This window comes from Bhargavaea massiliensis (assembly GCF_050480245.1).
Lineage (GTDB): Bacteria > Bacillota > Bacilli > Bacillales > Anoxybacillaceae > Anoxybacillus.
Window position 1 is genome coordinate 48,458 of sequence record NZ_JBCNEQ010000026.1, and the last position, 25,161, is coordinate 73,618.

Annotated in this window: 27 protein-coding genes and 1 tRNA gene; 27 read left to right on the forward strand and 1 reads right to left on the reverse strand. The window is 43.8% G+C overall.

The window, feature by feature from the left end; all coding sequences use genetic code 11:
- Nucleotides 1-15 precede the first annotated feature (15 nt).
- From uvrB to ABEV15_RS07115, 25 genes are all read left to right on the forward strand, one after another.
- The gene (uvrB, locus tag ABEV15_RS06995; protein ID WP_429632851.1) at nucleotides 16-1,989 is read left to right on the forward strand and encodes an excinuclease ABC subunit UvrB; all 1,974 of its coding nucleotides are present in this window, start codon (nucleotides 16-18) and stop codon (nucleotides 1,987-1,989) included.
- A 3-nt stretch (nucleotides 1,990-1,992) separates the two neighbouring features.
- On the forward strand, nucleotides 1,993-4,845 hold the full coding sequence (gene uvrA / locus ABEV15_RS07000; protein ID WP_429632849.1) for an excinuclease ABC subunit UvrA: 2,853 nt from the start codon (nucleotides 1,993-1,995) through the stop codon (nucleotides 4,843-4,845).
- Between the two features lie 78 nt (nucleotides 4,846-4,923).
- Nucleotides 4,924-5,253 carry a magnetosome magnetite crystal formation protein family gene (locus tag ABEV15_RS07005; RefSeq protein ID WP_006320154.1) on the forward strand — a complete coding sequence of 110 codons (330 nt, stop codon included), beginning with the start codon at nucleotides 4,924-4,926 and terminating at the stop codon, nucleotides 5,251-5,253.
- Complete coding sequence (locus tag ABEV15_RS07010) at nucleotides 5,250-5,447, forward strand: PspC domain-containing protein (protein ID WP_498852777.1); 198 nt, start codon at nucleotides 5,250-5,252, stop codon at nucleotides 5,445-5,447. Before ABEV15_RS07005 ends, ABEV15_RS07010 begins: the two co-directional genes overlap by 4 nt.
- On the forward strand, nucleotides 5,444-5,788 hold the full coding sequence (locus ABEV15_RS07015) for a phage holin family protein (RefSeq protein ID WP_429632843.1): 345 nt from the start codon (nucleotides 5,444-5,446) through the stop codon (nucleotides 5,786-5,788). Before ABEV15_RS07010 ends, ABEV15_RS07015 begins: the two co-directional genes overlap by 4 nt.
- A 74-nt stretch (nucleotides 5,789-5,862) precedes the next feature.
- Entirely contained in the window at nucleotides 5,863-6,798 is a 936-nt protein-coding gene (hprK, locus tag ABEV15_RS07020) for an HPr(Ser) kinase/phosphatase (protein WP_498852778.1), read from the forward strand.
- Nucleotides 6,799-6,812: 14 nt separating this feature from the next.
- Nucleotides 6,813-7,622: a prolipoprotein diacylglyceryl transferase gene (gene lgt, locus ABEV15_RS07025; RefSeq protein ID WP_498852779.1), complete on the forward strand. Its 810-nt coding sequence runs from the start codon at nucleotides 6,813-6,815 to the stop codon at nucleotides 7,620-7,622.
- 19 nt (nucleotides 7,623-7,641) lie between these two features.
- Nucleotides 7,642-8,577, forward strand: a complete 936-nt coding sequence (locus tag ABEV15_RS07030; RefSeq protein ID WP_498852780.1) for a nucleoside recognition domain-containing protein — start codon at nucleotides 7,642-7,644, stop codon at nucleotides 8,575-8,577.
- On the forward strand, nucleotides 8,567-9,214 hold the full coding sequence (gene ppaX, locus ABEV15_RS07035) for a pyrophosphatase PpaX (protein ID WP_004892553.1): 648 nt from the start codon (nucleotides 8,567-8,569) through the stop codon (nucleotides 9,212-9,214). Before ABEV15_RS07030 ends, ppaX begins: the two co-directional genes overlap by 11 nt.
- Nucleotides 9,211-9,699 (forward strand): acyltransferase, encoded by a 489-nt coding sequence (locus ABEV15_RS07040; protein ID WP_498852781.1) that lies wholly within the window; start codon nucleotides 9,211-9,213, stop codon nucleotides 9,697-9,699. The genes ppaX and ABEV15_RS07040 overlap by 4 nt, the downstream gene beginning before the upstream one ends.
- A 154-nt stretch (nucleotides 9,700-9,853) precedes the next feature.
- Entirely contained in the window at nucleotides 9,854-11,032 is a 1,179-nt protein-coding gene (locus ABEV15_RS07045) for an ATP phosphoribosyltransferase regulatory subunit (protein WP_498852782.1), read from the forward strand.
- Nucleotides 11,032-11,673: an ATP phosphoribosyltransferase gene (gene hisG, locus ABEV15_RS07050; RefSeq protein ID WP_498852783.1), complete on the forward strand. Its 642-nt coding sequence runs from the start codon at nucleotides 11,032-11,034 to the stop codon at nucleotides 11,671-11,673. Before ABEV15_RS07045 ends, hisG begins: the two co-directional genes overlap by 1 nt.
- On the forward strand, nucleotides 11,663-12,940 hold the full coding sequence (hisD, locus tag ABEV15_RS07055) for a histidinol dehydrogenase (protein WP_498852784.1): 1,278 nt from the start codon (nucleotides 11,663-11,665) through the stop codon (nucleotides 12,938-12,940). Before hisG ends, hisD begins: the two co-directional genes overlap by 11 nt.
- Nucleotides 12,937-13,524, forward strand: coding sequence for an imidazoleglycerol-phosphate dehydratase HisB (hisB, locus tag ABEV15_RS07060; RefSeq protein WP_429632827.1), 588 nt, complete (start codon nucleotides 12,937-12,939; stop codon nucleotides 13,522-13,524). The genes hisD and hisB overlap by 4 nt, the downstream gene beginning before the upstream one ends.
- Nucleotides 13,525-14,157, forward strand: a complete 633-nt coding sequence (gene hisH, locus ABEV15_RS07065) for an imidazole glycerol phosphate synthase subunit HisH (RefSeq protein ID WP_498852785.1) — start codon at nucleotides 13,525-13,527, stop codon at nucleotides 14,155-14,157. It abuts the gene before it with no gap.
- Nucleotides 14,157-14,885 carry a 1-(5-phosphoribosyl)-5-[(5-phosphoribosylamino)methylideneamino]imidazole-4-carboxamide isomerase gene (gene hisA, locus ABEV15_RS07070; RefSeq protein WP_498852786.1) on the forward strand — a complete coding sequence of 243 codons (729 nt, stop codon included), beginning with the start codon at nucleotides 14,157-14,159 and terminating at the stop codon, nucleotides 14,883-14,885. Before hisH ends, hisA begins: the two co-directional genes overlap by 1 nt.
- Nucleotides 14,882-15,640, forward strand: a complete 759-nt coding sequence (hisF, locus tag ABEV15_RS07075) for an imidazole glycerol phosphate synthase subunit HisF (protein ID WP_498852787.1) — start codon at nucleotides 14,882-14,884, stop codon at nucleotides 15,638-15,640. The genes hisA and hisF overlap by 4 nt, the downstream gene beginning before the upstream one ends.
- Nucleotides 15,637-16,260 carry a bifunctional phosphoribosyl-AMP cyclohydrolase/phosphoribosyl-ATP diphosphatase HisIE gene (gene hisIE, locus ABEV15_RS07080; protein WP_498852788.1) on the forward strand — a complete coding sequence of 208 codons (624 nt, stop codon included), beginning with the start codon at nucleotides 15,637-15,639 and terminating at the stop codon, nucleotides 16,258-16,260. The genes hisF and hisIE overlap by 4 nt, the downstream gene beginning before the upstream one ends.
- 83 nt (nucleotides 16,261-16,343) lie before the next feature.
- Nucleotides 16,344-17,789, forward strand: coding sequence for a tetratricopeptide repeat protein (locus tag ABEV15_RS07085; RefSeq protein WP_498852789.1), 1,446 nt, complete (start codon nucleotides 16,344-16,346; stop codon nucleotides 17,787-17,789).
- Nucleotides 17,790-17,883: 94 nt separating this feature from the next.
- On the forward strand, nucleotides 17,884-18,831 hold the full coding sequence (gene trxB / locus ABEV15_RS07090) for a thioredoxin-disulfide reductase (RefSeq protein ID WP_429632814.1): 948 nt from the start codon (nucleotides 17,884-17,886) through the stop codon (nucleotides 18,829-18,831).
- 325 nt (nucleotides 18,832-19,156) lie between these two features.
- Nucleotides 19,157-19,615 (forward strand): NUDIX hydrolase, encoded by a 459-nt coding sequence (locus ABEV15_RS07095; protein WP_429632812.1) that lies wholly within the window; start codon nucleotides 19,157-19,159, stop codon nucleotides 19,613-19,615.
- 17 nt (nucleotides 19,616-19,632) lie between these two features.
- Nucleotides 19,633-20,526, forward strand: a complete 894-nt coding sequence (rapZ, locus tag ABEV15_RS07100) for an RNase adapter RapZ (protein ID WP_429632810.1) — start codon at nucleotides 19,633-19,635, stop codon at nucleotides 20,524-20,526.
- Nucleotides 20,523-21,488: a gluconeogenesis factor YvcK family protein gene (locus ABEV15_RS07105; RefSeq protein WP_498852790.1), complete on the forward strand. Its 966-nt coding sequence runs from the start codon at nucleotides 20,523-20,525 to the stop codon at nucleotides 21,486-21,488. Before rapZ ends, ABEV15_RS07105 begins: the two co-directional genes overlap by 4 nt.
- Before the next feature lie 12 nt (nucleotides 21,489-21,500).
- Entirely contained in the window at nucleotides 21,501-22,463 is a 963-nt protein-coding gene (whiA, locus tag ABEV15_RS07110; RefSeq protein ID WP_498852791.1) for a DNA-binding protein WhiA, read from the forward strand.
- Between the two features lie 19 nt (nucleotides 22,464-22,482).
- Nucleotides 22,483-22,737 (forward strand): HPr family phosphocarrier protein, encoded by a 255-nt coding sequence (locus ABEV15_RS07115; RefSeq protein WP_498852792.1) that lies wholly within the window; start codon nucleotides 22,483-22,485, stop codon nucleotides 22,735-22,737.
- 27 nt (nucleotides 22,738-22,764) lie between these two features.
- Here ABEV15_RS07115 and clpP read toward each other — a convergent pair whose 3' ends face one another.
- Entirely contained in the window at nucleotides 22,765-23,355 is a 591-nt protein-coding gene (gene clpP, locus ABEV15_RS07120; protein ID WP_004892507.1) for an ATP-dependent Clp endopeptidase proteolytic subunit ClpP, read from the reverse strand.
- A 218-nt stretch (nucleotides 23,356-23,573) separates the two neighbouring features.
- Between clpP and ABEV15_RS07125 the strand changes: the two genes are divergently transcribed.
- Nucleotides 23,574-23,645: transfer RNA gene (locus ABEV15_RS07125), tRNA-Arg, on the forward strand.
- A gap of 226 nt (nucleotides 23,646-23,871) precedes the next feature.
- Nucleotides 23,872-25,152 (forward strand): RNA polymerase factor sigma-54, encoded by a 1,281-nt coding sequence (rpoN, locus tag ABEV15_RS07130; protein ID WP_498852793.1) that lies wholly within the window; start codon nucleotides 23,872-23,874, stop codon nucleotides 25,150-25,152.
- Nucleotides 25,153-25,161: the final 9 nt, after the last annotated feature.

Consider the following 25,161-nt stretch of genomic DNA (forward strand, 5'->3'; position numbering starts at 1 on the left):
AGTGGAGGGAAGAATGTGGACGCCTTTCAATTAGTATCCGCTTATAAGCCGCAGGGCGATCAGCCGAAAGCGATCGCGAAGCTTGTCGAAGGCATTCAGCAAGGAAAAAAGCATCAAACGTTGCTTGGAGCAACGGGAACGGGAAAAACGTTTACGATTTCAAACGTCATTCAACAAGTGAATAAACCGACGTTAGTGATCGCCCATAATAAAACGTTAGCAGGGCAATTATATAGCGAGTTTAAACAATTTTTTCCGCATAACGCGGTCGAATATTTTGTCAGCTATTATGATTATTATCAGCCGGAAGCATACGTTCCGCAAACAGATACGTATATTGAAAAAGATGCAAGCATTAATGACGAAATTGATAAATTGCGCCATTCCGCAACGTCTGCGCTGTTTGAAAGACGCGACGTCATTATTGTTGCAAGCGTTTCGTGTATTTATGGTTTAGGTTCTCCAGAAGAATATCGCGAACTTGTCGTTTCGCTTCGCGTCGGCATGGAAATCGAGCGCGATCATTTGTTGCGCCGACTTGTCGACATTCAATATGAACGAAACGATATTGATTTTCGCCGCGGAACGTTTCGGGTGCGCGGAGATGTCGTCGAAATTTTCCCTGCCTCACGCGATGAGCATTGTATTCGTATTGAGTTTTTTGGTGATGAAATTGAGCGCATTCGCGAAGTGGATGCACTCACAGGACATGTGATGGCAGAGCGAGAACATGTGGCGATTTTCCCAGCATCCCACTTCGTTACGCGCGAAGAAAAAATGAAGCTGGCCATTGAAAATATTGAAAAGGAATTAGAAGAGCGGCTTGGCGAGCTGCGTGAACAAGGAAAATTGCTTGAAGCGCAGCGATTAGAGCAACGGACGCGCTACGATATTGAAATGATGAAGGAAATGGGATTTTGTTCAGGCATTGAAAACTATTCACGTCATTTGACGTTGCGTCCACCAGGCTCAACGCCTTATACATTATTAGATTATTTTCCTGACGACTTTTTAATCGTCATTGACGAATCGCATGTGACGTTGCCGCAAATTCGCGGCATGTATAACGGTGACAAAGCGAGAAAAGAAGTGCTTGTTGAACATGGTTTCCGTTTGCCGTCGGCACTTGATAACCGTCCGTTGACGTTTGAAGAATTTGAACAAAAAGTGAATCAAGTGATTTACGTATCTGCGACACCAGGTCCGTATGAGCTTGAACATTGTCCAGAAGTCGTTGAACAAATTATTCGTCCGACAGGATTGTTAGATCCGACGATTGATGTGCGACCAATTGCAGGGCAAATTGACGATTTAGTCGATGAAATTCAAAAGCGCATTGCTCGCAAAGAACGCACGCTTGTGACGACGTTGACGAAAAAAATGGCGGAAGATTTAACCGATTATTTAAAAGATATCGGCATTCAAGTGGCGTATTTGCATTCGGAAATTAAGACGCTAGAACGAATTGAAATTATTCGTGATTTACGATTAGGCAAATATGATGTGCTCGTCGGCATTAACTTATTGCGGGAAGGGCTCGATATTCCAGAAGTATCGCTTGTTGCTATTTTAGATGCCGATAAAGAAGGATTTTTACGTTCTGAACGTTCACTCATTCAAACGATTGGACGGGCGGCGCGCAATGCGAATGGGCATGTCATTATGTATGCCGATACGATCACGAAATCGATGGAAATTGCGATCAATGAAACGAAGCGGCGCCGCGCCATTCAAGAAGCGTATAACCGTGAGCATGGCATCGTGCCAAAAACGATTCAAAAAGACATTCCAGATGTCATTCGCGCCACATTTGCCGCGGAAGAAAAAGAAGCGTATGAAACGAAAGATGTCCGTCATTTATCAAAAGAAGAGCGCCTTGCGCTTATTGCCAAACTCGAACAAGAAATGAAAGAAGCAGCCAAAGCTCTTCATTTTGAACGTGCTGCCGAACTGCGCGATCTCATTTTAGAATTGAAAGCGGAGGTGTAACGAATGGATCATATCGTCGTCAAAGGTGCACGAGCGCACAATTTAAAAAATATTGATGTCGTCATTCCGCGCAATAAGCTCGTTGTGCTTACCGGCTTATCGGGCTCGGGAAAATCATCGCTTGCATTTGACACCATTTACGCGGAAGGGCAGCGGCGATATGTCGAATCGTTGTCGGCATACGCCCGTCAATTTTTAGGACAAATGGATAAACCAGATGTCGATTCGATTGAAGGGTTGTCACCTGCCATTTCAATCGATCAAAAAACGACAAGCCGCAACCCACGATCAACAGTCGGAACAGTGACGGAAATTTACGATTATTTGCGTTTACTGTTTGCACGCATCGGTCGCCCTGTTTGTCCAACACACGGCATCGAAATTACGTCGCAAACAATTGAACAAATGGTTGACCGCCTGATGCAATATCCAGAGCGGACGAAAATGCAAATTTTAGCTCCTATCGTCTCCGGACGAAAAGGAACGCACGTAAAAACGTTAGAGGAGATCAAAAAACAAGGGTACGTGCGTGTGCGAGTTGACGGGGAATTGCGCGATGTATCTGAAGACATCGTACTTGAAAAAAATAAGAAGCATTCGATCGAAGTGGTCATCGACCGCATCATCATGAAAGAAGGTATTCAGTCGCGCCTGGCTGATTCGCTTGAAGCGGCGTTGAAGCTTGCGGACGGTAAAGTGCTCGTCGATGTCATCGGACAAGAAGAGTTGTTATTTAGTGAACATCACGCTTGCCCGTATTGTGGTTTTTCAATCGGTGAACTAGAGCCGCGCATCTTCTCGTTTAATAGCCCGTACGGTGCGTGCCCGTCGTGTGACGGATTAGGTGCAAAGCTGGAAGTCGATCTTGATTTAGTCATTCCAAATAAAGAGCTGACGCTTCGTGAACATGCGCTTGCGCCATGGGAGCCGCAAAGTTCGCAATATTATCCGCAATTGTTAGAAACGGTATGTCGCCATTACGGCATTGATATGGATGTGCCTGTCAAACAGTTGCCAAAACAACAGCTCGATCTTTTATTGTATGGATCGAACGGTGAGAAAATATATTTTCGCTATGAAAACGACTTCGGTCATGTGCGCGAAACGTATGTGGAATTTGAAGGTGTCGTGCGCAACGTTGAACGCCGCTATCGTGAAACGACGTCCGATTACGTCCGTGAACAAATGGAAAAATATATGACTGAACAGCCTTGTCCGACGTGTCATGGCAACCGATTGAAAAAAGAAAGTTTAGCGGTTTTCGTTGGTGGCAAACATATCGGTGAAGTGACGGCGATGTCGGTCAATGAAGCGCTCACGTTTTTTGAAACGCTTCAATTGACGGAAAAGGAACAAAAAATCGCTCATTTAATTTTGCGTGAAATTGTTGAGCGTCTCGGCTTTTTAAAAAATGTCGGGCTCGATTATTTAACGTTAAACCGCGCGGCAGGGACATTGTCAGGTGGAGAAGCGCAACGTATTCGATTAGCGACGCAAATCGGATCGCGGTTAACAGGTGTATTATACGTATTAGACGAACCGTCAATCGGACTTCATCAGCGCGATAACGATCGGTTAATTGCGACATTGCAAAACATGCGTGATTTAGGAAATACGCTCATTGTCGTCGAGCACGATGAAGATACGATGCTTGCGGCAGATTATTTAATTGACATCGGACCGGGAGCAGGGGCGCACGGAGGAGAAGTCGTCGCTGCAGGTACACCTGAACAAGTGATGAACGATCCACATTCATTAACCGGTCAATATTTATCAGGGAAAAAGTTTATTCCGCTCCCAATTGAACGAAGAACGCCAGATGGCCGTTGGCTTGAAGTCGTTGGAGCTAGGGAAAACAATTTAAAAAACGTCGATGTTCGCATTCCTCTCGGGCTGTTTGTTGCGGTGACGGGGGTATCCGGTTCGGGAAAAAGTACGCTCATTAATGAAATTTTGCATAAAGCGTTAGCGCAAAAGTTACATCATGCAAAAGTAAAACCGGGAGAGCATACGGACATTCGTGGCATTCACTATTTAGATAAAGTGATTGATATCGACCAGTCGCCAATCGGCCGAACACCGCGCTCCAATCCGGCGACATATACGGGCGTTTTTGATGATATTCGTGATTTATTTGCGACGACGAACGAAGCGAAAATGCGTGGATATCAAAAAGGACGGTTTAGTTTTAATGTGAAAGGCGGTCGCTGTGAAGCATGTCGCGGCGATGGGATTATTAAAATCGAAATGCACTTTTTGCCGGACGTATACGTGCCATGTGAAGTATGTCACGGTAAACGATATAATCGCGAAACGTTGGAAGTGAAATATAAAGATAAAAATATCGCCGAAGTGCTCGATATGACAGTAGAAGAAGCGCTGACGTTTTTTGAAAACATCCCGAAAATTAAACGAAAGTTACAAACACTTTACGACGTCGGACTCGGCTATATGCAACTCGGACAACCAGCTACAACGCTTTCTGGTGGCGAGGCGCAGCGGGTGAAGTTGGCATCTGAATTGCATCGTCGCTCAACAGGAAGAACGCTATACATTTTAGATGAGCCGACAACAGGTTTGCATGTGGATGATATTGCCCGTTTATTACATGTTCTGCAACGGCTTGTAGAACAAGGAGATACCGTGCTTGTCATCGAGCATAACTTAGACGTCATTAAAACGGCAGACTATATTATTGATCTTGGACCAGAAGGCGGCGATGGGGGTGGACAAATCGTTGCGGTAGGTACGCCAGAAGAAGTGGCGCAAGTTGAGCGATCGTATACCGGGAAGTATTTGCAGCCAATTTTGGCACGCGATCGCGAACGCATGCGCCAACGTATACCGAGCGTATAATGCGCTCGGCTTTTTTTATACGAAACTTTCCTTTCCGACAATCGTATGTATAAGTAAAGAAAAAGGGAGATGATGCGAATGGAAGGAAATAAATTGCTTGCGGCGTTATGTTATTTCAGCGTATTTTTTGCCCCGTTTTTATTTCCAATCATCGTTTATTTTGTCACGAAACATGAACGAGTGAAAGAACATGCGAAAAAATCATTTTTGTCCCATCTCATCCCTATTGCAATTGTGGTTGCTACGGGTGGACTGTTTATGATTTTCGCTATCGCAGGAGTAGACGGATGGATCGGTCTTCCGTTTATCGGCATTGTGATCGGTGGCATTGTACATGTTGTCGTTATTGTTTGGAATATTATTAAAGGAGTTCAAGTGTTACAACAATCGGGAGGGATGTACGAATGAAAAAGCTTGTAAGGCTTCGTCATGATCGCATGATTGCAGGTGTGTTAAGCGGATTAGCCGCTTACATGAATATGGACGCTACGGTTGTACGTTTATTGTTTGTCGCGCTATTGTTAATTACCGGCATTATGCCGTTTGTGCTTTTATACGCGCTTGCGGTACTTATTATTCCAAGTGAGGAGAACGTCATATGAGATGGCTAGTACGTATAGTTATCAACGCCGTTTTATTATTAGCGCTAGCTGGATATTTTGACTCCATTTATTTATCAAGCGTTTGGGCAGCGCTCGTTGCAAGTATTCTTTTGTCTTTTCTCAATACGTTCGTTCGCCCGTTACTTATTTTACTGACACTCCCTGTGACTGTATTGACGTTTGGGCTGTTTTTGTTCGTCATTAACGCAATCATACTGGCAATGACGGCATGGGTCATGGGCAGTTCGTTTGACATTGGCGGCTTTAGCAACGCGTTATTTGCATCGCTTGTGATCTCACTTTTTCATTTACTCATCGAGTCAGTACGAAAAGAAAAGTAAAACGTTCCGCTTCGTGCGTGAACGTTTTTATTTTGACAGGAAAGTGTTACAATGAGAAAAAAGGAGGGGTTCATGTGCCAAAAGTACGGACAAAAGATTTAATTGATGAGTTTCAATTTGAACTTGTAAGCGGGGCAGAGGGGATTCATCGCCCGATTACAACGAGTGATTTATCCCGTCCGGGCATTGAAATGGCCGGTTATTTTGCATATTATCCTGCTGAGCGCATACAGTTGCTTGGTGTGACTGAACTATCTTTTTTCGAACGATTAACGCCTGTAGAAAAACGGTTGCGTATGGAAAAGTTATGTACAGATATTACACCAGCCATTATCGTTTCACGTGGACTAGATGTACCAAAGGAGCTTATCGAAGCATCGGAAAAAAGAAAAGTGCCTGTCATGCGTTCAACGATGAAAACGACGCGATTGGCTAGCCGCCTGACAAACTATTTAGAAAGTAAACTCGCACCGACGACAGCTGTGCACGGTGTGCTCGTTGATGTGTACGGTGTTGGTGTACTTATTACAGGAAAAAGTGGTGTTGGAAAAAGCGAGACGGCGCTTGAGCTTGTGAAGCGCGGACATCGTCTTGTTGCAGATGATTGTGTCGAAATTCGCCAAGAGGATGAAAATTTGCTTATTGGTAGCGCACCAGAGCTCATTGAACATTTGCTTGAAATTCGTGGGCTCGGCATTATTAACGTCATGACGTTATTTGGGGCAGGGGCGGTGCGTCCACATAAGCGTATTTCGCTTGTCATTGATTTAGAGTCATGGGATTCAAACAAACAGTACGATCGTCTCGGTTTGGAAGAAGAAAAGGTAAAAATTATTGATACGGAGGTGACGAAATTGACGATTCCTGTTCGTCCAGGGCGAAATTTAGCGGTCATTATCGAAGTTGCAGCGATGAATTTCCGCTTAAAGCGCATGGGTGTCAATGCAGCAGAAGAATTTTCTGAGCGGTTGGCGGATGCGATTGGCGATGCGGAGCACGATTATGAATGAAAGGATGAGTGTTGATGCTGTTGCATATTGAACCGCTTGATCGCGTTTTTCTTCAACTCGGACCAATTACAATTTATTGGTACGGTGTCATTATTGCGACAGGCGTCTTGCTTGGTCTTTGGCTCGCGACACGAGAAGGCGAGCGGTTAGGGATACGAAAAGAAACATTTGTTGATCTTGTGTTAATTGCTGTGCCGATTGCGATTGTATGTGCACGGGCGTATTACGTTATTTTTCAATGGGACTATTATTCGCAACATATAAGCGAAATTCCACAAATTTGGCATGGTGGTTTGGCGATTCATGGCGGTTTAATTGGTGCTATTGTGACAGGTGTCATTTTTTCCAAAAGACGCCAATTGTCGTTTTGGAAACTAGCCGATATTGCAGCACCAAGCATTATTTTAGGGCAGGCGATTGGACGTTGGGGCAATTTTATGAATCAAGAAGCGCACGGGGGACCTGTATCACGAGCATTTTTAGAAAGTTTGCATTTGCCGGATTGGATCATTAATCAAATGTACATACAAGGACAATATTATCATCCGACGTTTTTATATGAATCACTATGGAACATACTCGGTTTTCTCGTTTTACTTGCGCTTCGGAGACGAAATTTACGAAGAGGGGAATTATTTCTCACGTACATCATTTGGTATTCGATCGGGCGCTTTTTTATTGAGGGATTGCGGACAGACAGTTTAATGTTAACAGAAACGATTCGTATGGCTCAGTTCATTTCGCTTTTGCTTATTGTGTTTGCGGTCATGATGATCGTTGTGCGTCGCATGCGCGGTTTAGCGAATGAGCGGTACAACGATTAAATGAAAGGGGAGGGGCAGCGTGCTTCAAAGAGGTTTGTTTGTTGGATTGAAAACGACATGGACGCTTGGAAAAGTTATTTTTCCGATTACGGTCATTGTGACGCTTTTACAATACTCCCCCGTTTTGCCGTGGGTGACAAATGTTTTAACGCCGATGATGCGGTGGATTGGTTTACCGGGAGATGCCGCACTCGTTTTAGTGCTCGGCAACTTTTTAAATTTATATGCCGGCATTGGTGCGATGCTGACAATGGACTTAACGGTGAAAGAAGCGTTTATTTTAGCGGTCATGTTGTCGTTTTCACACAATATGCTTGTTGAATCTGCGGTTGCTGCACAAGTAGGTGTTCGCGTTTGGTGGATGGTTGCCGTCCGTGTGGGTTTAGCGTTCGTTTCCGCATGGCTCATTCACATTTTGTGGAATGGCGGAGAACAAATGGCGAAATACGGATTTGTACCGCAATCTTCAACAACGCCGCATACGTGGGGAGAAATCGTTTGGACAGGGATCGAAAAGGCGATATATGGTATTGGGCAGTTAGCGCTCATTATTATTCCGCTTATGATCGCGATTCAAGTGTTAAAAGAATTAAAGTGGCTTGATACGTTTTCGAAGTGGTTATCGCCATTTGCTCGCTTGCTTGGCATTCGTGAAAACGCCTCGCTTACGATGGCGGCTGGCTTATTGTTCGGGCTCGCTTACGGTGCGGGCGTCATGATTCAAGCTGTGAAAGAAGACGGGGTGTCGAAAAAAGATTTAACGTTGACGTTTTTATTTTTAGTTGCGTGTCATGCGGTGGTAGAAGATACGTTATTGTTCGTGCCGCTCGGCATTCCGGTGTGGCCGTTGCTTGTCATTCGGCTTGTCACCGCTGTTTTACTGACCGTTGCATTAAGCTTTATTTGGAATCGGGTCGAACATCGGAAAAGAAAGGAAGCAACGTATGAATATTAACACCATTTTATTTGACTTAGACGGAACGCTTATTAATACGAACGATTTAATTATTGAATCGTTTTTGCATACGCTCAATCATTATTATCCAAATCAATATACGCGCGAAGATGTGCTCGCCTTTATTGGCCCGCCGCTACGGGATACGTTTGAAGCCATCGATCCAAATCGGGTCGACGAGATGATTGAAACGTATCGAGCGTTTAACCATGCGCATCATGATGCATTAGTGAAAGAATATGAAACGGTGTATGACACCGTACAAACGCTACATGAAAAAGGTTTTAAACTCGGCATTGTGACAACGAAAATTCGCCATACTGTCAATATGGGATTGAAGTTAACAAAGTTAGATTCGTTTTTCCAATGCATCATTACGCTCGATGACGTCGAACATGCAAAACCGCACCCTGAGCCGATTGAAAAAGCGCTCGCTTGTTTACAAGCGAAGCCAGAAGAGACGTTAATGGTTGGCGATAACCATCATGACATTTTAGCAGGGAAACACGCGGGAACAAAAACAGCGGGAGTTGCCTGGACGATTAAAGGGCGCGAACATTTAGCGAAATACGAACCTGATTTTATGCTTGAAAAAATGAGCGATTTGTTAAGCATTTTAGGGGTGACGCCGCATTGAGAAAAACCGAACGCCATGTTGTTGAAGGAACGAACTCCTTATGGCAAGTATATCGAACCGTTTCTTTTTGGAAAGTATTGAAAAATGTCATCGTCATTTTGATCGGGCGCTATACGCCGTTTTTCCCGCTGAAAAACTGGTTATATCGCACGTTTTTGCGCATGGACATTGGTGAACATACGGCGTTAGCGTTTATGGTGATGCCAGATATTTTGTTTCCAGAGAAAATTCGCATTGGCAGCAACACGATTATTGGCTACAATACGACGATTTTAGCGCATGAATATTTAGTAAATGAGTATCGGCTTGGAGATGTCATTATCGGCAATGAAGTAATGATCGGAGCAAATACAACCATTTTGCCGGGTGTGACGATCGGGGATCGTGCCGTTGTTTCCGCAGGCACGCTTGTGCATCGCGATGTACCAGCTGGTGCATTTGTTGGCGGAAATCCGATGCAAATCATTCGTCTTAGCGAACGCTAAGGCGTTTTTTTTTTGAATAAACAAAGGAATCAAGTCAAAAAAAATCGAATGAGTTTGTAGTTGACGAAACGAAAAACGAGGAGTAAACTACAAATAACAAACTTTACTTTGCTAATATATTAGCGAACTAAAGCGAAAGAAGGACGGGACAAAAATGAGAGTATTTATGTTTGAAAAGCCGCTCGGCATGCGGGATACGCTGCCAGATGTATATAAAACAAAACGTGCATTGCGGGAAGCAATGATGGCAGAAATCGAAACATGGGGATATTCGTTTATTGAAACACCGACGTTAGAATATGACGAAACGGTTGGTGCCGCATCGGCGATTTTAGATCAGCAGCTATTTAAGTTGCTTGATCGGGAGGGGCATACGCTCGTGTTGCGTCCAGATATGACTGCTCCCATTGCTCGCCTAGCAGCATCGAAATTATACAAGGAAGGGTGTCCGCTTCGTTTAGCGTATGCGGCGAATGTGTTTCGTGCTCAGCAGCGTGAAGGAGGAAGACCGGCAGAGTTTGAGCAAGTGGGAGTGGAATACGTTGGCGACGGCACGATGTATGCTGATGCAGAAGTGATTAGTTTAATGATTTTTGCTTTAAAGCGGGCAGGATTGCGCGATTTTACTGTGACGATCGGGCATATTGGCTATGTTGATGCGTTATTTTTCGATATTTTGCGTCACGAACAACGCGTAGAAACGTTGCGTCGCTTTTTATATGAAAAAAATTACGTCGGCTATCGGGAACACGTCAAATCGTTGCCGCTCTCCTCGATTGACCGTGATCGCCTTTTACGTCTTTTAACGTTAAGAGGGAGAGAGGAAGTCGTTGCGGAGGCAAAAGCATCCGCGACAACAGAAGCGGAGCGACGGGCGCTTGATGAATTAGAACAGTTATGGATGCATGTTAAACAATATGGAGTTATCGATATGGTAAAAATGGATATGAGCTTAGTGAGCCATATGAGTTACTATACCGGCGTCCTGTTTGAAGTGTACGCGAAAAACGTTGGGTTTTTACTTGGGAACGGCGGACGATATGATGAATTGTTGGCGAAATTTCACCGCTCCTCGCCTGCGACGGGGTTTAGCGTCCGTTTAGATCGCTTAATGGAAGCGCTTGGCGAGCAACGGAACGATGAAAAAACGACGTGTATTATTTTTAGTCAAGAACGTTTTGCGGAGGCGTATGCGAAAGCAGCAGAAATGAGACGAAAAGGGGAAAAAGTTGTATTGCAACAAGTTGCAGGTATTCAGGATATGGATCAATTTACTGCATCATTTGACGATGTAGTGTACGTATTAGGGAAACGCGGAAAGGATGAACGATGATGCTGACGGTTGCGATGCCAAAAGGACGTATTTTTGCGGAGGCGCTCGTATTGTTAAAACAAGCGGGTTATGAAATTCCTGATGACTTGGAACATTCTCGAAAACTAATGATTGACGTCCCGAATGAACAGATGCGCTTTATTTTAGCGAAGCCGATGGACGTTGTGACATATGTTGAACATGGGGTTGCTGATGTCGGCATTGCTGGTAAAGATGTGCTCCTTGAAGAAGAGCGAGACGTGTATGAAATGTTGGATTTGCGCATAAGTCCTTGTTATTTGGCGGTGGCGGGGCTCCCGAATACGCGTGTTCACCCGATTGCGCCGAGAGTCGCAACAAAGTATCCAAATATCGCATCAACTTATTTTCGCGAGCAAGGGGAACAAGTAGAAATTATTAAATTAAACGGGTCTGTTGAATTAGCCCCACTCATTGGCCTAGCCGAACGAATTGTTGACATTGTTTCGACAGGGCGAACGTTAAAAGAAAACGGGCTCGTTGAATTAGAGCGAATTGTTGATGTGACATCCCGTTTTATTGTAAATCCGGTTAGTTATCGCATGCAAGATCGAGCGATTGAACAAATGGTTGATCGTTTAACATACGCGATCGAGAAAGCGGGGGAAAATGATGAAAATTGAACGTGTACAAGGGACCGTATCGCTTCGGCGGACGATCGAAAGTGGAACGGAAGAGCAAAGACAAGCAGTCAAACGGATTATTGATGATGTGCGAAACAACGGAGATGGCGCATTAAAAAAATATACGGAAATGTTTGATGGCATTTCGCTTGATACGTTTGCCGTCACCCAAGAAGAAATTGAAAAAGCATATTGGCTAGTTGATGAGAATATGGTTCATATCATTCGCGAAGCGGCGCAAAACATTCGAGAATATCACGAACGTCAACGAATGACATCGTGGTTTATGACGCGTGACGATGGAACGATTCTCGGACAAAAAGTAACACCGCTTGATGCAGTCGGTTTATATGTGCCGGGTGGAACAGCCGCCTATCCGTCGTCGGTGCTTATGAATGTCATTCCCGCGCAAGTGGCTGGGGTGAAACGCATTGTCATCGTTTCTCCGCCAAATGAGTGCGGAACGTTGCCAGCGGCTGTCCTTGTTGCTGCATGTGAGCTCGGCGTTCAAGAGATATATAAAGTTGGCGGCGCTCAAGCGATTGCTGCACTAGCATACGGTACGGAGACGATTGAACCGGTCGATAAAATTTTCGGACCAGGAAACATTTTCGTGGCGCTTGCCAAAAGGGAAGTGTTTGGTCAAGTCGACATTGATATGATAGCAGGGCCGAGTGAAATTGTCGTTCTAGCCGATGAAACTGCAAAGCCGAACGAAATTGCCGCCGATTTATTATCGCAAGCAGAACATGATGAACGAGCGGTTAGTATATTAGTGACGCCGTCTTTACAACTTGCTTTAAAAGTAGAGGAAGAGGTGGAAAAACAGCTTGCTACCCTCCCGCGAAAAGAAATTGCACAAAAGGCGATCAATGAATACGGGGTCATTTATGTGACCGATACGATGAAACAAGCAATTGATGTCGTGAACGAATTGGCGCCAGAACATCTAGAAGTTATGACGGCTGAGCCGTTTGAAATATTAAGTGACATTCGACATGCGGGTGCGATCTTTTTAGGCCCGTACAGTTCTGAGCCAGTGGGAGATTATTTTGCAGGAACGAATCATGTGTTGCCGACAAATGGGACCGCCCGTTTTTCGTCTGGGTTAACAGTTGAGGCATTTATGAAAAAATCAAGCATCATTTTTTATAGTCAACAAGCATGGCAACAACATGCGGAGAAAATTGCCGCGTTTGCACGGTTAGAAGGGCTTGAAGCACACGCACGAGCAGTAGAGGAACGATTAAAAAGGAGAGACAAATGATGCGGACAGCGACAATTAAACGAGCGACAAATGAAACACAAATTGAGCTTACGTTTGCGGTTGATGGGGAAGGAAAAGCGGAGTTAGAAACAGGTGTCCCATTTTTAACACATATGCTGGATTTATTTACAAAGCACGGCCATTTTAATTTATTTGTTCAGGCAAAGGGAGACACACATATTGACGATCACCATACGACAGAAGATATCGGAATTTGTTTAGGGCAAGCGATTCGCCAAGCGCTTGGTGATAAAAAAGGAATTAGACGATACGGAAACGCGTTTGTTCCGATGGACGATGCGCTTGCCCAAGTCGTTATCGATGTGAGCAATCGCCCGCATCTTGAGTTTCGTGGCGAATTTCCGAGTCAAAAAGTAGGGACGTTTGATGTCGAGTTAGTGCATGAATTTTTATGGAAATTAGCTTTAGAAGCACGAATGAATGTCCATGTCATCGTTCATTACGGTCGTAATACGCACCATATGATTGAGGCGGTATTTAAAGCACTTGCGCGCGCACTAGATGAGGCAACGATGATCGATCCGCGTGTCAAATCTGTACCGTCCACGAAAGGAATGTTGTAAATGATCGGCATTATTGATTATGTTATGGGGAATTTATATAGCGTCAGCAAAGCGCTAGAGCGGCTAAATGTACCGTATATCGTTGAAAGCGATCAAGACAAATTGCGTCAAGCAGATGGCTTCATTTTGCCTGGCGTTGGTTCATTTAAAGATGCGATGCACATTTTATCGGAAACGAGACTTGATTCATTTATTCATGAACAAATAACGGAAGGAAAACCGCTTCTCGGCATTTGTTTAGGTATGCAACTTTTGTTTGAAGAGAGCGAAGAAAACGGTTTGACGTCCGGTTTGAAATTGCTTCCAGGTCGCGTCGTTCGTTTTACGGGTATGACAAAAGAAGGGAAGCGATACAAAGTACCGCATATGGGATGGAACGAACTCAACTTTCACCACGCCTCCCCGCTTTTTGATCACGTTGAGCGAGGTCACGTATATTTCGTTCACTCTTATTATGTGCAAACGGACGAGCCGACGGTTGTATTAGCTAGTGCCCAATATGATGTGGAAGTTCCCGCGGTTGTTGGACGTGGAACGATATTTGGGACACAATTTCACCCGGAGAAAAGCGGAAAGCTCGGGATGCGTCTATTGCAAAATTATGCGAGGGTTGTAGAAAGGGAGAGGAACTAATGTTTGCGATTTATCCAGCGATCGACATGCGCGACGGAAAATGTGTTCGTCTCGTGCAAGGAGATTACAATCAGGAAACGGTATATGGACATTCGCCAGTTGAAATGGCTCGTTCGTTTGTTTCACAAGGAGCGACATGGATTCATATGGTCGATTTAGACGGCGCGAAAGAAGGAAGACGAGTGAATGATGCGTTTGTCGTTGAAGTGGCGAACACGTTAGGGGTCAACGTTCAAATTGGCGGTGGCATTCGTACTGAAGAAGATGTGGCATATTATTTAGCACAAGGCGTATCGCGTGTCATTTTAGGGAGCGCTGCCATTTCGAATCCTTCGTTTGTGAAAGCAATGCTTCGCACATACGGTGAGCGCATTGTCATCGGCATTGATGCAAAAAACGGATTTGTGGCGACGGAAGGATGGACGCATACGTCGACGATCGAAGCGATTGAGCTTGGTAAGCAACTTGCGGAAGCTGGAGCAGAAACGTTTATTTTTACAGATATCGCGACAGACGGGATGTTATCAGGACCAAATATCGAGGCGGTCGTTCGGCTAGCCGAAGCGACGAACAAACGAGTCATCGCCTCAGGAGGCATTCGCTCGCTTGATGACTTGCGCGCCTTAAAGCAATTCGAAAACGAAGGAGTGGCTGGAGCAATTGTCGGCAAAGCGCTATATACAAAACAGTTTACAGTCGCTGAGGCGTTAAAGGTGGTGGAGCAATGATCACAAAGCGAATTATTCCTTGTTTAGACGTGAAAGATGGACGCGTTGTCAAAGGGGTGCAATTTGTGTCATTGCGCGATGCGGGCGATCCGGTAGAGCTTGCGCGTGTGTATGATGAACAAGGGGCTGACGAACTTGTTTTTTTAGATATTTCCGCTTCACACGAAGGTCGAAAAACGATGGTGGACGTCGTTCAGCGCGTTGCTGCGCAGCTTGCCATTCCGTTTACTGTCGGAGGTGGTATTAGCACGTTAGAAGATATGAAAACGATTTTGCGTGCTGGCGCAGATAAAGTTTCTGTCAATACCGCGGCACTATTGCGCCCAGAGCTTATTACAGAAGGAGCGCGGTTTTTTGGTTCGCAATGTATCGTCGTGGCAATTGATGCGAAGTACGATCCAACGATGCAGTCGTGGCGCGTGTATACGCACGGCGGTCGCCGTCCGACAGATTGGGAAGTTGTCGCATGGGCGAAAGAGGCCGTCAAGCGCGGGGCGGGAGAAATTTTATTAACGAGCATGGATCGCGATGGTGGCAAAGACGGTTTTGATTTGGCGTTGACGAAGCAAGTGAGTGAAGCAGTGTCCGTTCCTGTCATTGCATCTGGGGGGGCGGGATGCGCTCAACATTTTGTTGATGTGTTTCAAGCCGCTCAAGCGGATGCGGCGCTAGCGGCCTCCATTTTTCATTATAAAGAAACGTCTGTTCAACAAGTGAAACAGTACGTGCGTAAACAGGGGGTAAACGTTCGATGAATGTAAAAGATGTTCGCTTTAATGAGCAAGGGCTTGTGCCAGCGATTGTACAAGATGCGCACAGTAAAGAAGTTCTGACGTTAGCATACATGAACGAACAGTCGCTGCAAAAAACGTTGGAAACGAAAGAAACGTGGTTTTATAGCCGCTCTCGGCAAATGTTATGGCATAAAGGGGAAACCTCTGGAAACGTACAAAAAGTTGTTGATATTCGCTACGACTGCGATGCGGACGCACTCCTTATTCTTGTTGAGCCGAAAGGGCCGGCTTGTCATACAGGGGAGTATTCTTGTTTTCATCATCGTTTAAGCGATGAAAAACCTATAGCTAGGACAGATCGCTTTGCCATTTTAAACGTGTTAGAATCGGTCATTGCGGAGCGTGAAGCAAAGCGCCCTGAAGGATCGTATACAACATATTTATTTGAAAAAGGCATTGATAAAATCGCTAAAAAAGTTGGGGAGGAAGCGGCCGAAGTCATTATTGCGGCAAAAAATCGTTCAAAAGAAGAACTGCGATGGGAAGCGGCGGATTTATTGTATCATTTGCTTGTTTTGTTGCGTGAGCAGCGCGTGTCGCTCGATGATGTTCTTTTTGTACTAGCGGAGCGTCATCGGTAACGCTTTTTTGCCCATCCATGTTGTTCTGGAGCGAAAATGTGGTATACTGTCTTTCGGTGAATGAAATCAACATGGAGGGTTCGATGGAAAAACATTGGCAAAAACGTGTCGGAAAAGTCATTCCGTTTATTCAAGACGGGACGTACTTTTTTAATAAAGGTTTAACATGTTATCGCCGCCGAGATTTGCATAAAGCGAAAGCGTATTTGCAACGGGCCGTACAACTTGAGCCGGAACAAAGCGCATTTGCTTGTCAATTGGCGATTGTATTGTCAGAATTGGGGGAATATGCGCAATCAAACGAATGGTTGTTGCGCGTCATTGAACGTGATGACGATTTAACCGAATGTTTTTATTTTTTGGCTAACAACTATGCTCATTTAGGCTTGTTTGGTGAGGCGACGAAATATGCTGAACTGTATATGGAGCGCGAGCCTGACGGGGAGTTCGCGGAATATACGCTCGACTTATTAGATATTTTAACGATTGAACAAGATGATGAATGGCTTAATTACGATGATATGTTAATGAAGCAAGAACAGGCGCGTACGTTGCTTGAACAAGGTGATTTTCAAGAAGCGATTGCTTTGTTTGAAGAAATGATTGAACAACATCCAGAAAATTGGGCGGCTTACAACAATTTAGCGCTTGCTTATTTTTATCAAGGTAATGTCGGGAGGGCACGACAAACGATCGAATACATTTTAAAGCAAAATCCAGGCAATTTGCATGCTCTTTGCAACGATGCGGTATTTTCGTATTATTTACAAGAGCAAGAGCGACTGTTTTTACTCACGCAATCATTGCAGTGCGTCCATCCAATTTCATTTGAGCATCGGTATAAGCTGGGCGTGACGTTTGCGATCATTGGGCGATATGACTTGGCGTTTCAATGGCTGCGTCAACTGCAACGCCATGGGTTTGAAGGGGATGCTCCATTTTACTATTGGTATGCGTATGCAGCTTATCATATGGGATATCGTATGCTAGCGGAGTCGATGTGGAAAAAATTAATCGCGCTTCATCCTGATAAAAAAGGAAGCGAACCGTGGCGCTACCGCGAACAGACGATTGAACACATTCAATCGCTATTTGAAAAGCAAGACGTTGCTTCTTCATTATATGCGTTATATTTAATAAGCAAGTCGTTTACACCAAACGATTGTCCGTTTCCAAAACAATCATGGTCTCATCCGCTTTTACAGCAATGGAGCGACTATGTATATGGTCATGGGCGCCAAACACCAATATGTATGATTGATGCACATCGCATTGTCACGTTGCTTATTCAACATAACGGATTTGAATATGAGCCTTTATATATCGCGTGGTTTTCCTTTTTTATTGAGGCAATGAAAAACATCGACTCATTTTCTAGTCATGCCGCATGGGCGGCTGCGTTTGAATATATGTTTCGCAAACATCGCGGTCAACGTGTGACGCAACGCATGCTTGCTGAGCGGTATGGAGTATCCGTTGCGACGGTTGGGAAGTATGTGAAAGTCATTAAGCAGCATTGGTGTGAATGAGCAAGTTAATGGACCCTTTTCTCTTGGTGTATTACGATAGGAATATGGAAATGATAAAATAGAGAGCCATTCATGGAGAAAGGGTGGAGGAAACGTGGCACAGGACAAAATTTATGACGTCATTATTATCGGTGCAGGACCAGCAGGAATGACGGCAGCTGTTTATACATCGCGTGCGAATTTATCGACGCTTATGCTTGAACGTGGGGTTCCGGGCGGTCAAATGGTGAATACAGGAGAAGTAGAAAACTATCCAGGTTATGACCATATTCTTGGACCAGAATTAGCAACAAAAATGTTTGAGCATGCGAAAAAATTTGGCGCTGAATATGCATATGGTGATGTAAAAGAAGTGATTGACGGTGAAGAATATAAAACGGTTGTGACAAGCAATCAACAATATAAAGCTCGTGCAATTATTATTGCGACAGGAGCAGAGTATAAAAAGCTTGGCGTTCCTGGCGAAAAAGAATTAGGGGGACGCGGTGTTTCATACTGCGCGGTATGTGATGGGGCGTTTTTTAAAGGTAAAGAACTTGTCGTTGTTGGCGGTGGAGACTCAGCGGTTGAGGAAGGTGTGTATTTAACACGTTTTGCAAGTAAAGTGACGATCGTTCATCGTCGCGACCAGTTACGTGCACAAAAAATTTTACAGCAACGTGCGTTTGCGAATGAGAAAATTGATTTCATTTGGAATCATACAGTGAAGCAAATTAACGAAAAAGATGGTCGCGTCGGCAGTGTGACGCTCGTTCACACACAAACAGGAGAAGAGCGTGAGTTTCCGTGTGACGGTGTGTTTATTTACATCGGGATGGTGCCATTGACAAAGCCGTTTGCTTCGCTAGGTATTACGAATGAAAATGGCTACATTGAAACGAACGAACTAATGGAAACGAAAGTGCCTGGCATTTTTGCGGCGGGCGATGTTCGTGAAAAGTCGCTTCGTCAAATTGTTACAGCAACAGGAGATGGAAGCGTTGCGGCACAAAGTGCTCAACATTACGTGGAAGAATTAAAGGAAAAGCTTAACATTCAGTAACGAAAACGTAATGTTGCTTTAATTGAACTGTAACACGCCTGAAACAATAAAAGAGTATGATAAAGGTAAGTAATTGACCCCCTTTTTATATACACTTGTTGGCATGGGCTCTCGTCCCGTGCTTTCTTTTTTGCTTATGGTCATGAAAACGTTTCAAAATTTATACTTTGTGACCGTTTGTAAGAAATAGTGTGGTGGGCGAAGGAAATAAATACAATAAATCATAATTAAAAATTTTAATAAAAATAATATTGTATTGTTATTCAATGAAAATGTATTCTAAAAGAAAAACACAAAGATAAAAAAGTTCTTGAGGTGAACGACGTTGCAACGAGTAACGAACTGTGTATTAGTTAAAGACGGGCACGTACTCTTGCTGAAAAAACCTCGGCGTGGTTGGTGGGTAGCGCCGGGTGGAAAAATGGAGCAAGGAGAGTCTATACGCGAAGCTTGTGTGCGCGAATATCGCGAAGAAACAGGTATTTACTTAAAAAACCCCCAATTAAAAGGGGTATTCACGTTTGTGATGAAACGAGGAGAAGAAATCGTTTCCGAGTGGATGATGTTTACGTTTTTTGCGGAACATTTTGACGGTGAAAACGTATTACAATGTGAAGAAGGAGAACTCGCTTGGCATCCGATTGAACATATTCCGACATTGCCAATGGCACCGGGCGATTACCATATTCTTGACTATGTTATTAAAGGGACAGGAATCATGTATGGCACATTTACGTATACAGAGGAATTTGAGTTGTTGTCTTACCGACTAGATCCGAGTTAAAGAAAGGGGAGAGGGCGATGAGCACAGGGTCAGCGCACGTTCAAATGGTCATTATTACAGGGATGTCGGGAGCGGGGAAAACAGTTGCCATTCAAAGTTTTGAAGATTTAGGTTATTTTTGTGTCGATAATTTGCCACCGACATTGTTGCCGAAGTTTCTTGAATTAATTCGGGAATCAGGCAGCAATAAAATGAACAAAATTGCACTTGTTATGGATTTGCGCAGCCGCGACTTTTTTGACCGTCTCTTTGCGGCGCTCGATGATTTAGCGGAAACATCATGGGTAACCCCGCAAATTTTATTTTTAGATGCAAGCGATGCAACGCTTGTTAGCCGCTATAAAGAAACGCGTCGCTCCCATCCGCTTGCGCCGAACGGGTTGCCGCTTGAAGGGATAAAGCTTGAGCGCCAATTGCTTGAAGAATTAAAAGGGCGTGCGCAAATGATTATTGATACATCAAACTTAAAACCGCGCGAACTGCGTGAAAAAATTGTGCAAACATTTGCGACACCAGCCACGACAACATTTTCTGTCAATGTCGTTTCATTTGGTTTTAAATATGGTTTGCCAATTGATGCGGATCTCGTGTTTGATGTCCGTTTCTTGCCAAATCCTCATTACATTGAGCATATGCGCCCAAAAACCGGATTAGATGAAGAAGTGTCATCTTATGTATTAAAGTGGACAGAAACGCAAAAATTTATTGAAAAAGTAACAGATTTGCTTTCGTTTATGCTTCCGCACTATAAACGAGAAGGAAAAAGTCAAGTTGTCATTGCGATCGGATGTACAGGTGGACAGCATCGTTCTGTAACGTTAGCGGAGTATATCGCACGTTATTTTGCAGACGAATATACAACGCACGTGTCACATCGAGATATTGCAAAAAGAAAGGATACGCATCGGTGAAAAAAATTGTTGTCATTGGTGGGGGAACGGGTCTTCCTGTTTTGCTTCGGGGGCTGAAACAATATGATGTCGATTTAACAGCGATTGTCACGGTCGCAGATGATGGCGGAAGCTCAGGACGACTGCGCGATGAGCTGGATATGCCTCCGCCTGGAGATATTCGAAATGTGCTTGCTGCTCTTTCCGATGTAGAGCCGCTCATTATCGAATTGTTTCAACATCGGTTTGAAAACGGAAACGGGTTATCAGGTCATTCGCTCGGCAATTTAATTTTAGCGGCGATGACGTCCATTACAGGAGATTTTGTGCGTGCGGTTCGTGAAATGGGGAAAGTGTTGAATGTGCGTGGAAAAGTGTTACCAGCTGCCAATGAAAGTGTCGTTTTACATGCTGAAATGGAAGATGGGACGATTGTATCCGGAGAATCAAAAATCCCGTATTCCGGAAAAAAAATTAAACGTGTATTTTTAACCCCATCAAACATTGAACCGCTTGAAGAAACAATTACAGAATTACAAACGGCTGACTTAATTGTCATCGGGCCTGGGAGTTTGTATACAAGCATTTTACCGAACTTACTCGTTCCTAAAATTGGCGAAGAGGTATGTAAATCAAAGTCGAAAAAAGTATATATATGCAACGTCATGACCCAAGCGGGAGAAACATTAAACTATACAGCAAGCGACCATGTGAAAGCGTTGTATGATCATATGGCGTGTGCATTTTTAGATGTGGTCATTGTCAACGATGCGCCTATTTTGCCGGACACGAAAGAAAGGTATGCAAAAGAGTTAGCGGCACCGGTTGTTTGCGATATGGCAGAGCTAGAAGCGCTCGGTTTACAAGTCATTTGTGATGCGATCATTGATGAGCGAGATGGAACGGTGCGTCACGATACAAAAAAAGTAGCGGCGTTGCTCGTTTCGCTTCTTGCACCTCCTTCGCACGACACACATTTATAGGAGGTGGGATCGTTGTCGTTTGCATCAGAAACAAAAAAAGAATTAACGAATATTGAAGTAAAGACGTGTTGTTTAAAAGCGGAATTATCCGCCTTAATTCGAATGAACGGATCTATATCATTTTCAAACCGACGTTTACTGTTAAATATTCAAACGGAAAATGCTGCGATTGCGAGGCGAATTTATACACTGTTAAAAAGGGGGTATGACGTAGCGGTAGAACTACTCGTGCGCAAGAAGATGCGCCTAAAGAAAAATAACGTATATATCGTACGCGTCGTCGAAGGAACACATGAGCTATTATCTGATTTAAAAATTATGGAAGAAGGATTTTCGTTTGTTCGTTCCATTTCACCAGAGCTTGTTCAAAAAAAATGTTGCAAGCGCTCGTATTTACGCGGTGCTTTTTTAGCAGGAGGATCTGTGAACAACCCAGAAACATCGTCTTATCATTTAGAAATTTTTTCATTATACCGTGAACATAACGAATCGCTTTGTGAATTGATGAACACCGCTTTTTATTTACATGCCCGCACATTAGAAAGGAAAAAAGGATTTATTACGTATTTGAAAGAAGCGGAGAAAATCGCAGAGTTTTTAAGCATTATCGGGGCGCATCAAGCACTACTGCGTTTTGAAGATGTCCGCATCGTACGCGACATGCGCAACTCAGTCAATCGGCTCGTTAATTGCGAAACGGCCAATTTAAATAAAACGATTGGAGCAGCTTTACGCCAAGTCGAAAACATTCGTTATATCGACGAAACGATCGGGCTTGATCAGCTGCCGGAAAAACTTCGTGAAATTGCGAAATTGCGCATTGAATATCAAGATGTGACGTTAAGAGAGCTCGGTGAAATGGTTTCAGGGGGTAAAATTAGTAAATCTGGTATTAACCATCGCCTGCGCAAATTAGATGAAATTGCTGAACGACTTCGTACCGGCCAGCCGATTGATTTTCATAAATCTTTATAAACGATGGGAGGAATGCATGATGGTAGAAAAACAAGTGGAGGTCCGATTAAAAACAGGATTACAAGCGCGTCCCGCAGCATTGTTTGTTCAAGAAGCGAACCGCTTTTCAGCTGATATTTATATCGAAAAAGACGGAAAGAAAGTGAATGCGAAAAGCATTATGGGATTGATGAGTTTAGCGATCCATTCAGGAGCCGTCATTACCATTTATGCTGACGGTCCAGATGAGCAGGAAGCGCTAAACAAGCTCGTGAAATACGTTGAACAAGAATAAAAACAAGGCGGTTGCACCGCCTTGTTTTTATTTTTCATCGACGCGTGTTAATACGCGGTCAATTAAACCGTATTCTTTTGCTTTTTCTGCGGTCATAAAGTTGTCGCGATCGGTGTCGCGCTCAATGACTTCGATCGGTTGTCCTGTATTTTCGGATAAGATGCGGTTTAATTTGTCGCGCAAGAATAAAATACGTTTCGCTGCAATTTCAATTTCTGTTGCTTGACCTTGCACGCCACCAAGCGGTTGATGAATCATAATTTCGCTATTTGGCAATGCGAAACGTTTTCCTTTTGCACCTGCCGCAAGTAAAAATGCTCCCATGGAAGCCGCCATACCGATACAAATGGTCGATACGTCTGGCTTAATAAATTGCATCGTATCGTAAATCGCCATGCCTGCTGTAATCGAGCCACCAGGGCTGTTAATGTAAAGAGAAATGTCTTTTTCTGGGTCTTCAGCTGCTAAAAATAAAAGTTGAGATACGATTGAGTTTGCAACATGATCGTCAATCGGGCTTCCTAAAATAATAATGCGGTCTTTTAATAAGCGAGAGTAAATGTCATATGCGCGTTCTCCACGGCTCGTTTGCTCAATAACTGTAGGAATTAAGTTCATGCTCTTCCTCCTCCGAATAATTCATTTTTTTATGTACTTTTATCATACAAAAAAGGTCAATAAAGGTCAAATAAAACACCTTTCACTTATATATATGTATTCGCCTTTGTTCTTCTGCATCCCTTCTTTCATCGTTTCCGCTTTCCGAAATTTTAAACGTCACGGCTATTGCATTTTTTTTTCTTCTTCACTATAATGGTAAGTGCATTTATCATTATGCCCTCGTAGTGTAGTGGATAGCACGAGAGATTCCGGTTCTCTTAGCGTGGGTTCGAATCCTGCCGAGGGCGTTAGCGACACCCTGCTTGCTATGCGAGCGGGGTTTTTTTGTATAAAAAATAAAGTCCGGTGAGCCGCACCGGACGAATAGATGAATTTTGCGAGGCTTGCTCGCTTGTTCTATAAGAATGATAACATGCCGTCGGTGCATATGCATAGTAGAAAAAACATCCAATATGTTTTTATCGTCTCTCCCTAAAAGAGATGATAAAATGAGGATGAAGGGAGATGGCATGAATGGAGATGCAATTAACGCAAAGGCAAGAGCTAAAAGTTGCGTTGACAAAAGAGCTTGTACAGGCGATTGAATTGTTGCAATATTCGACGCTAGAGTTACAATCGCTTTTACATGAACAAGCGCTTGAAAATCCATTTATCGAGCTACGCGAACGAAAACGAACGGCTAATAAGCGGCGAGAGCGAACAGATCAGAAACATTATATCGAAAATGTAAGCGCTTTTAATCGCTCGCTTGCTTCACATTTACATGGCCAACTCGTTGGTATGCGTGTATCGGACGAGGAAAGAAAAGCACTTGATTATTTAATTGCGTCACTTGATGAATATGGTTATTTGCATACAACGATTTCCGAAGCCGCTTGCCATCTTCAGTTAGAAGAAACGACTATATCGCGAGCACTTCATATGTTACAGTCACTTGATCCTGCTGGGGTAGGAGCGGAAAATTTGTCGCATTGTTTATATTTACAACTCATTCGTCTTCCACAAAGGGATGAGCTAGCAGAGACGATTGTGACGGAGTATTTCGAATCGTTTGTCCATAAAAAATGGAAAGAAATAAAATCGAAACTAGGTGTAGAGTTAGCGGACTTACAGCGGGTGTGGGAACTTATTCGTACGCTCCATCCACGCCCAGGAAGTTTGTATAACGATGAACAAATGACGTACATTGTCCCTGATGTCATCGTGTCATATAGTAATGGGGTGTGGAATGTAACGATAAATGAAGAAATTATTCCAACTGTTGTATGGAATGAATCGTATGAACGGAAAGTACGATCGGATGATCCACACGTTCAAAAATATATCGAGGAAAAACGTCAACAGTTTCAATGGATCCAACGTTGTTTAATGCAGCGAGCAACAACGATTGAGCAAATTGCCTGTGAGTTCATTCATCGACAACGTGATTATTTTGAAAAAGGTTTGCTCCATATGAAGCCACTTACGATGCGCGAAGTGGCAACAGCATTAAACATTCATGAATCGACCGTCAGTCGCGCGGTGAAAAATAAATATATGCAAACGCCTCATGGTTTAATTGACATGCGCCGCTTTTTTACAAGCGGTGTTGATGAACACGCATCGCAAGAAAAAGTAAAAGGTTTAATTACGGAATTAATTAAGCAAGAAAATGGGCAAAAACCTCTTTCCGACCAAAACATTGCTGATTTACTCGAGCAACGATACAATATTTGTGTAGCGCGGCGGACGGTCGCGAAATATCGTGAACAGCTTTGTATTCCGCCAGCTTCGAAACGAAAGCAATATGCGTAAAGGGGACAA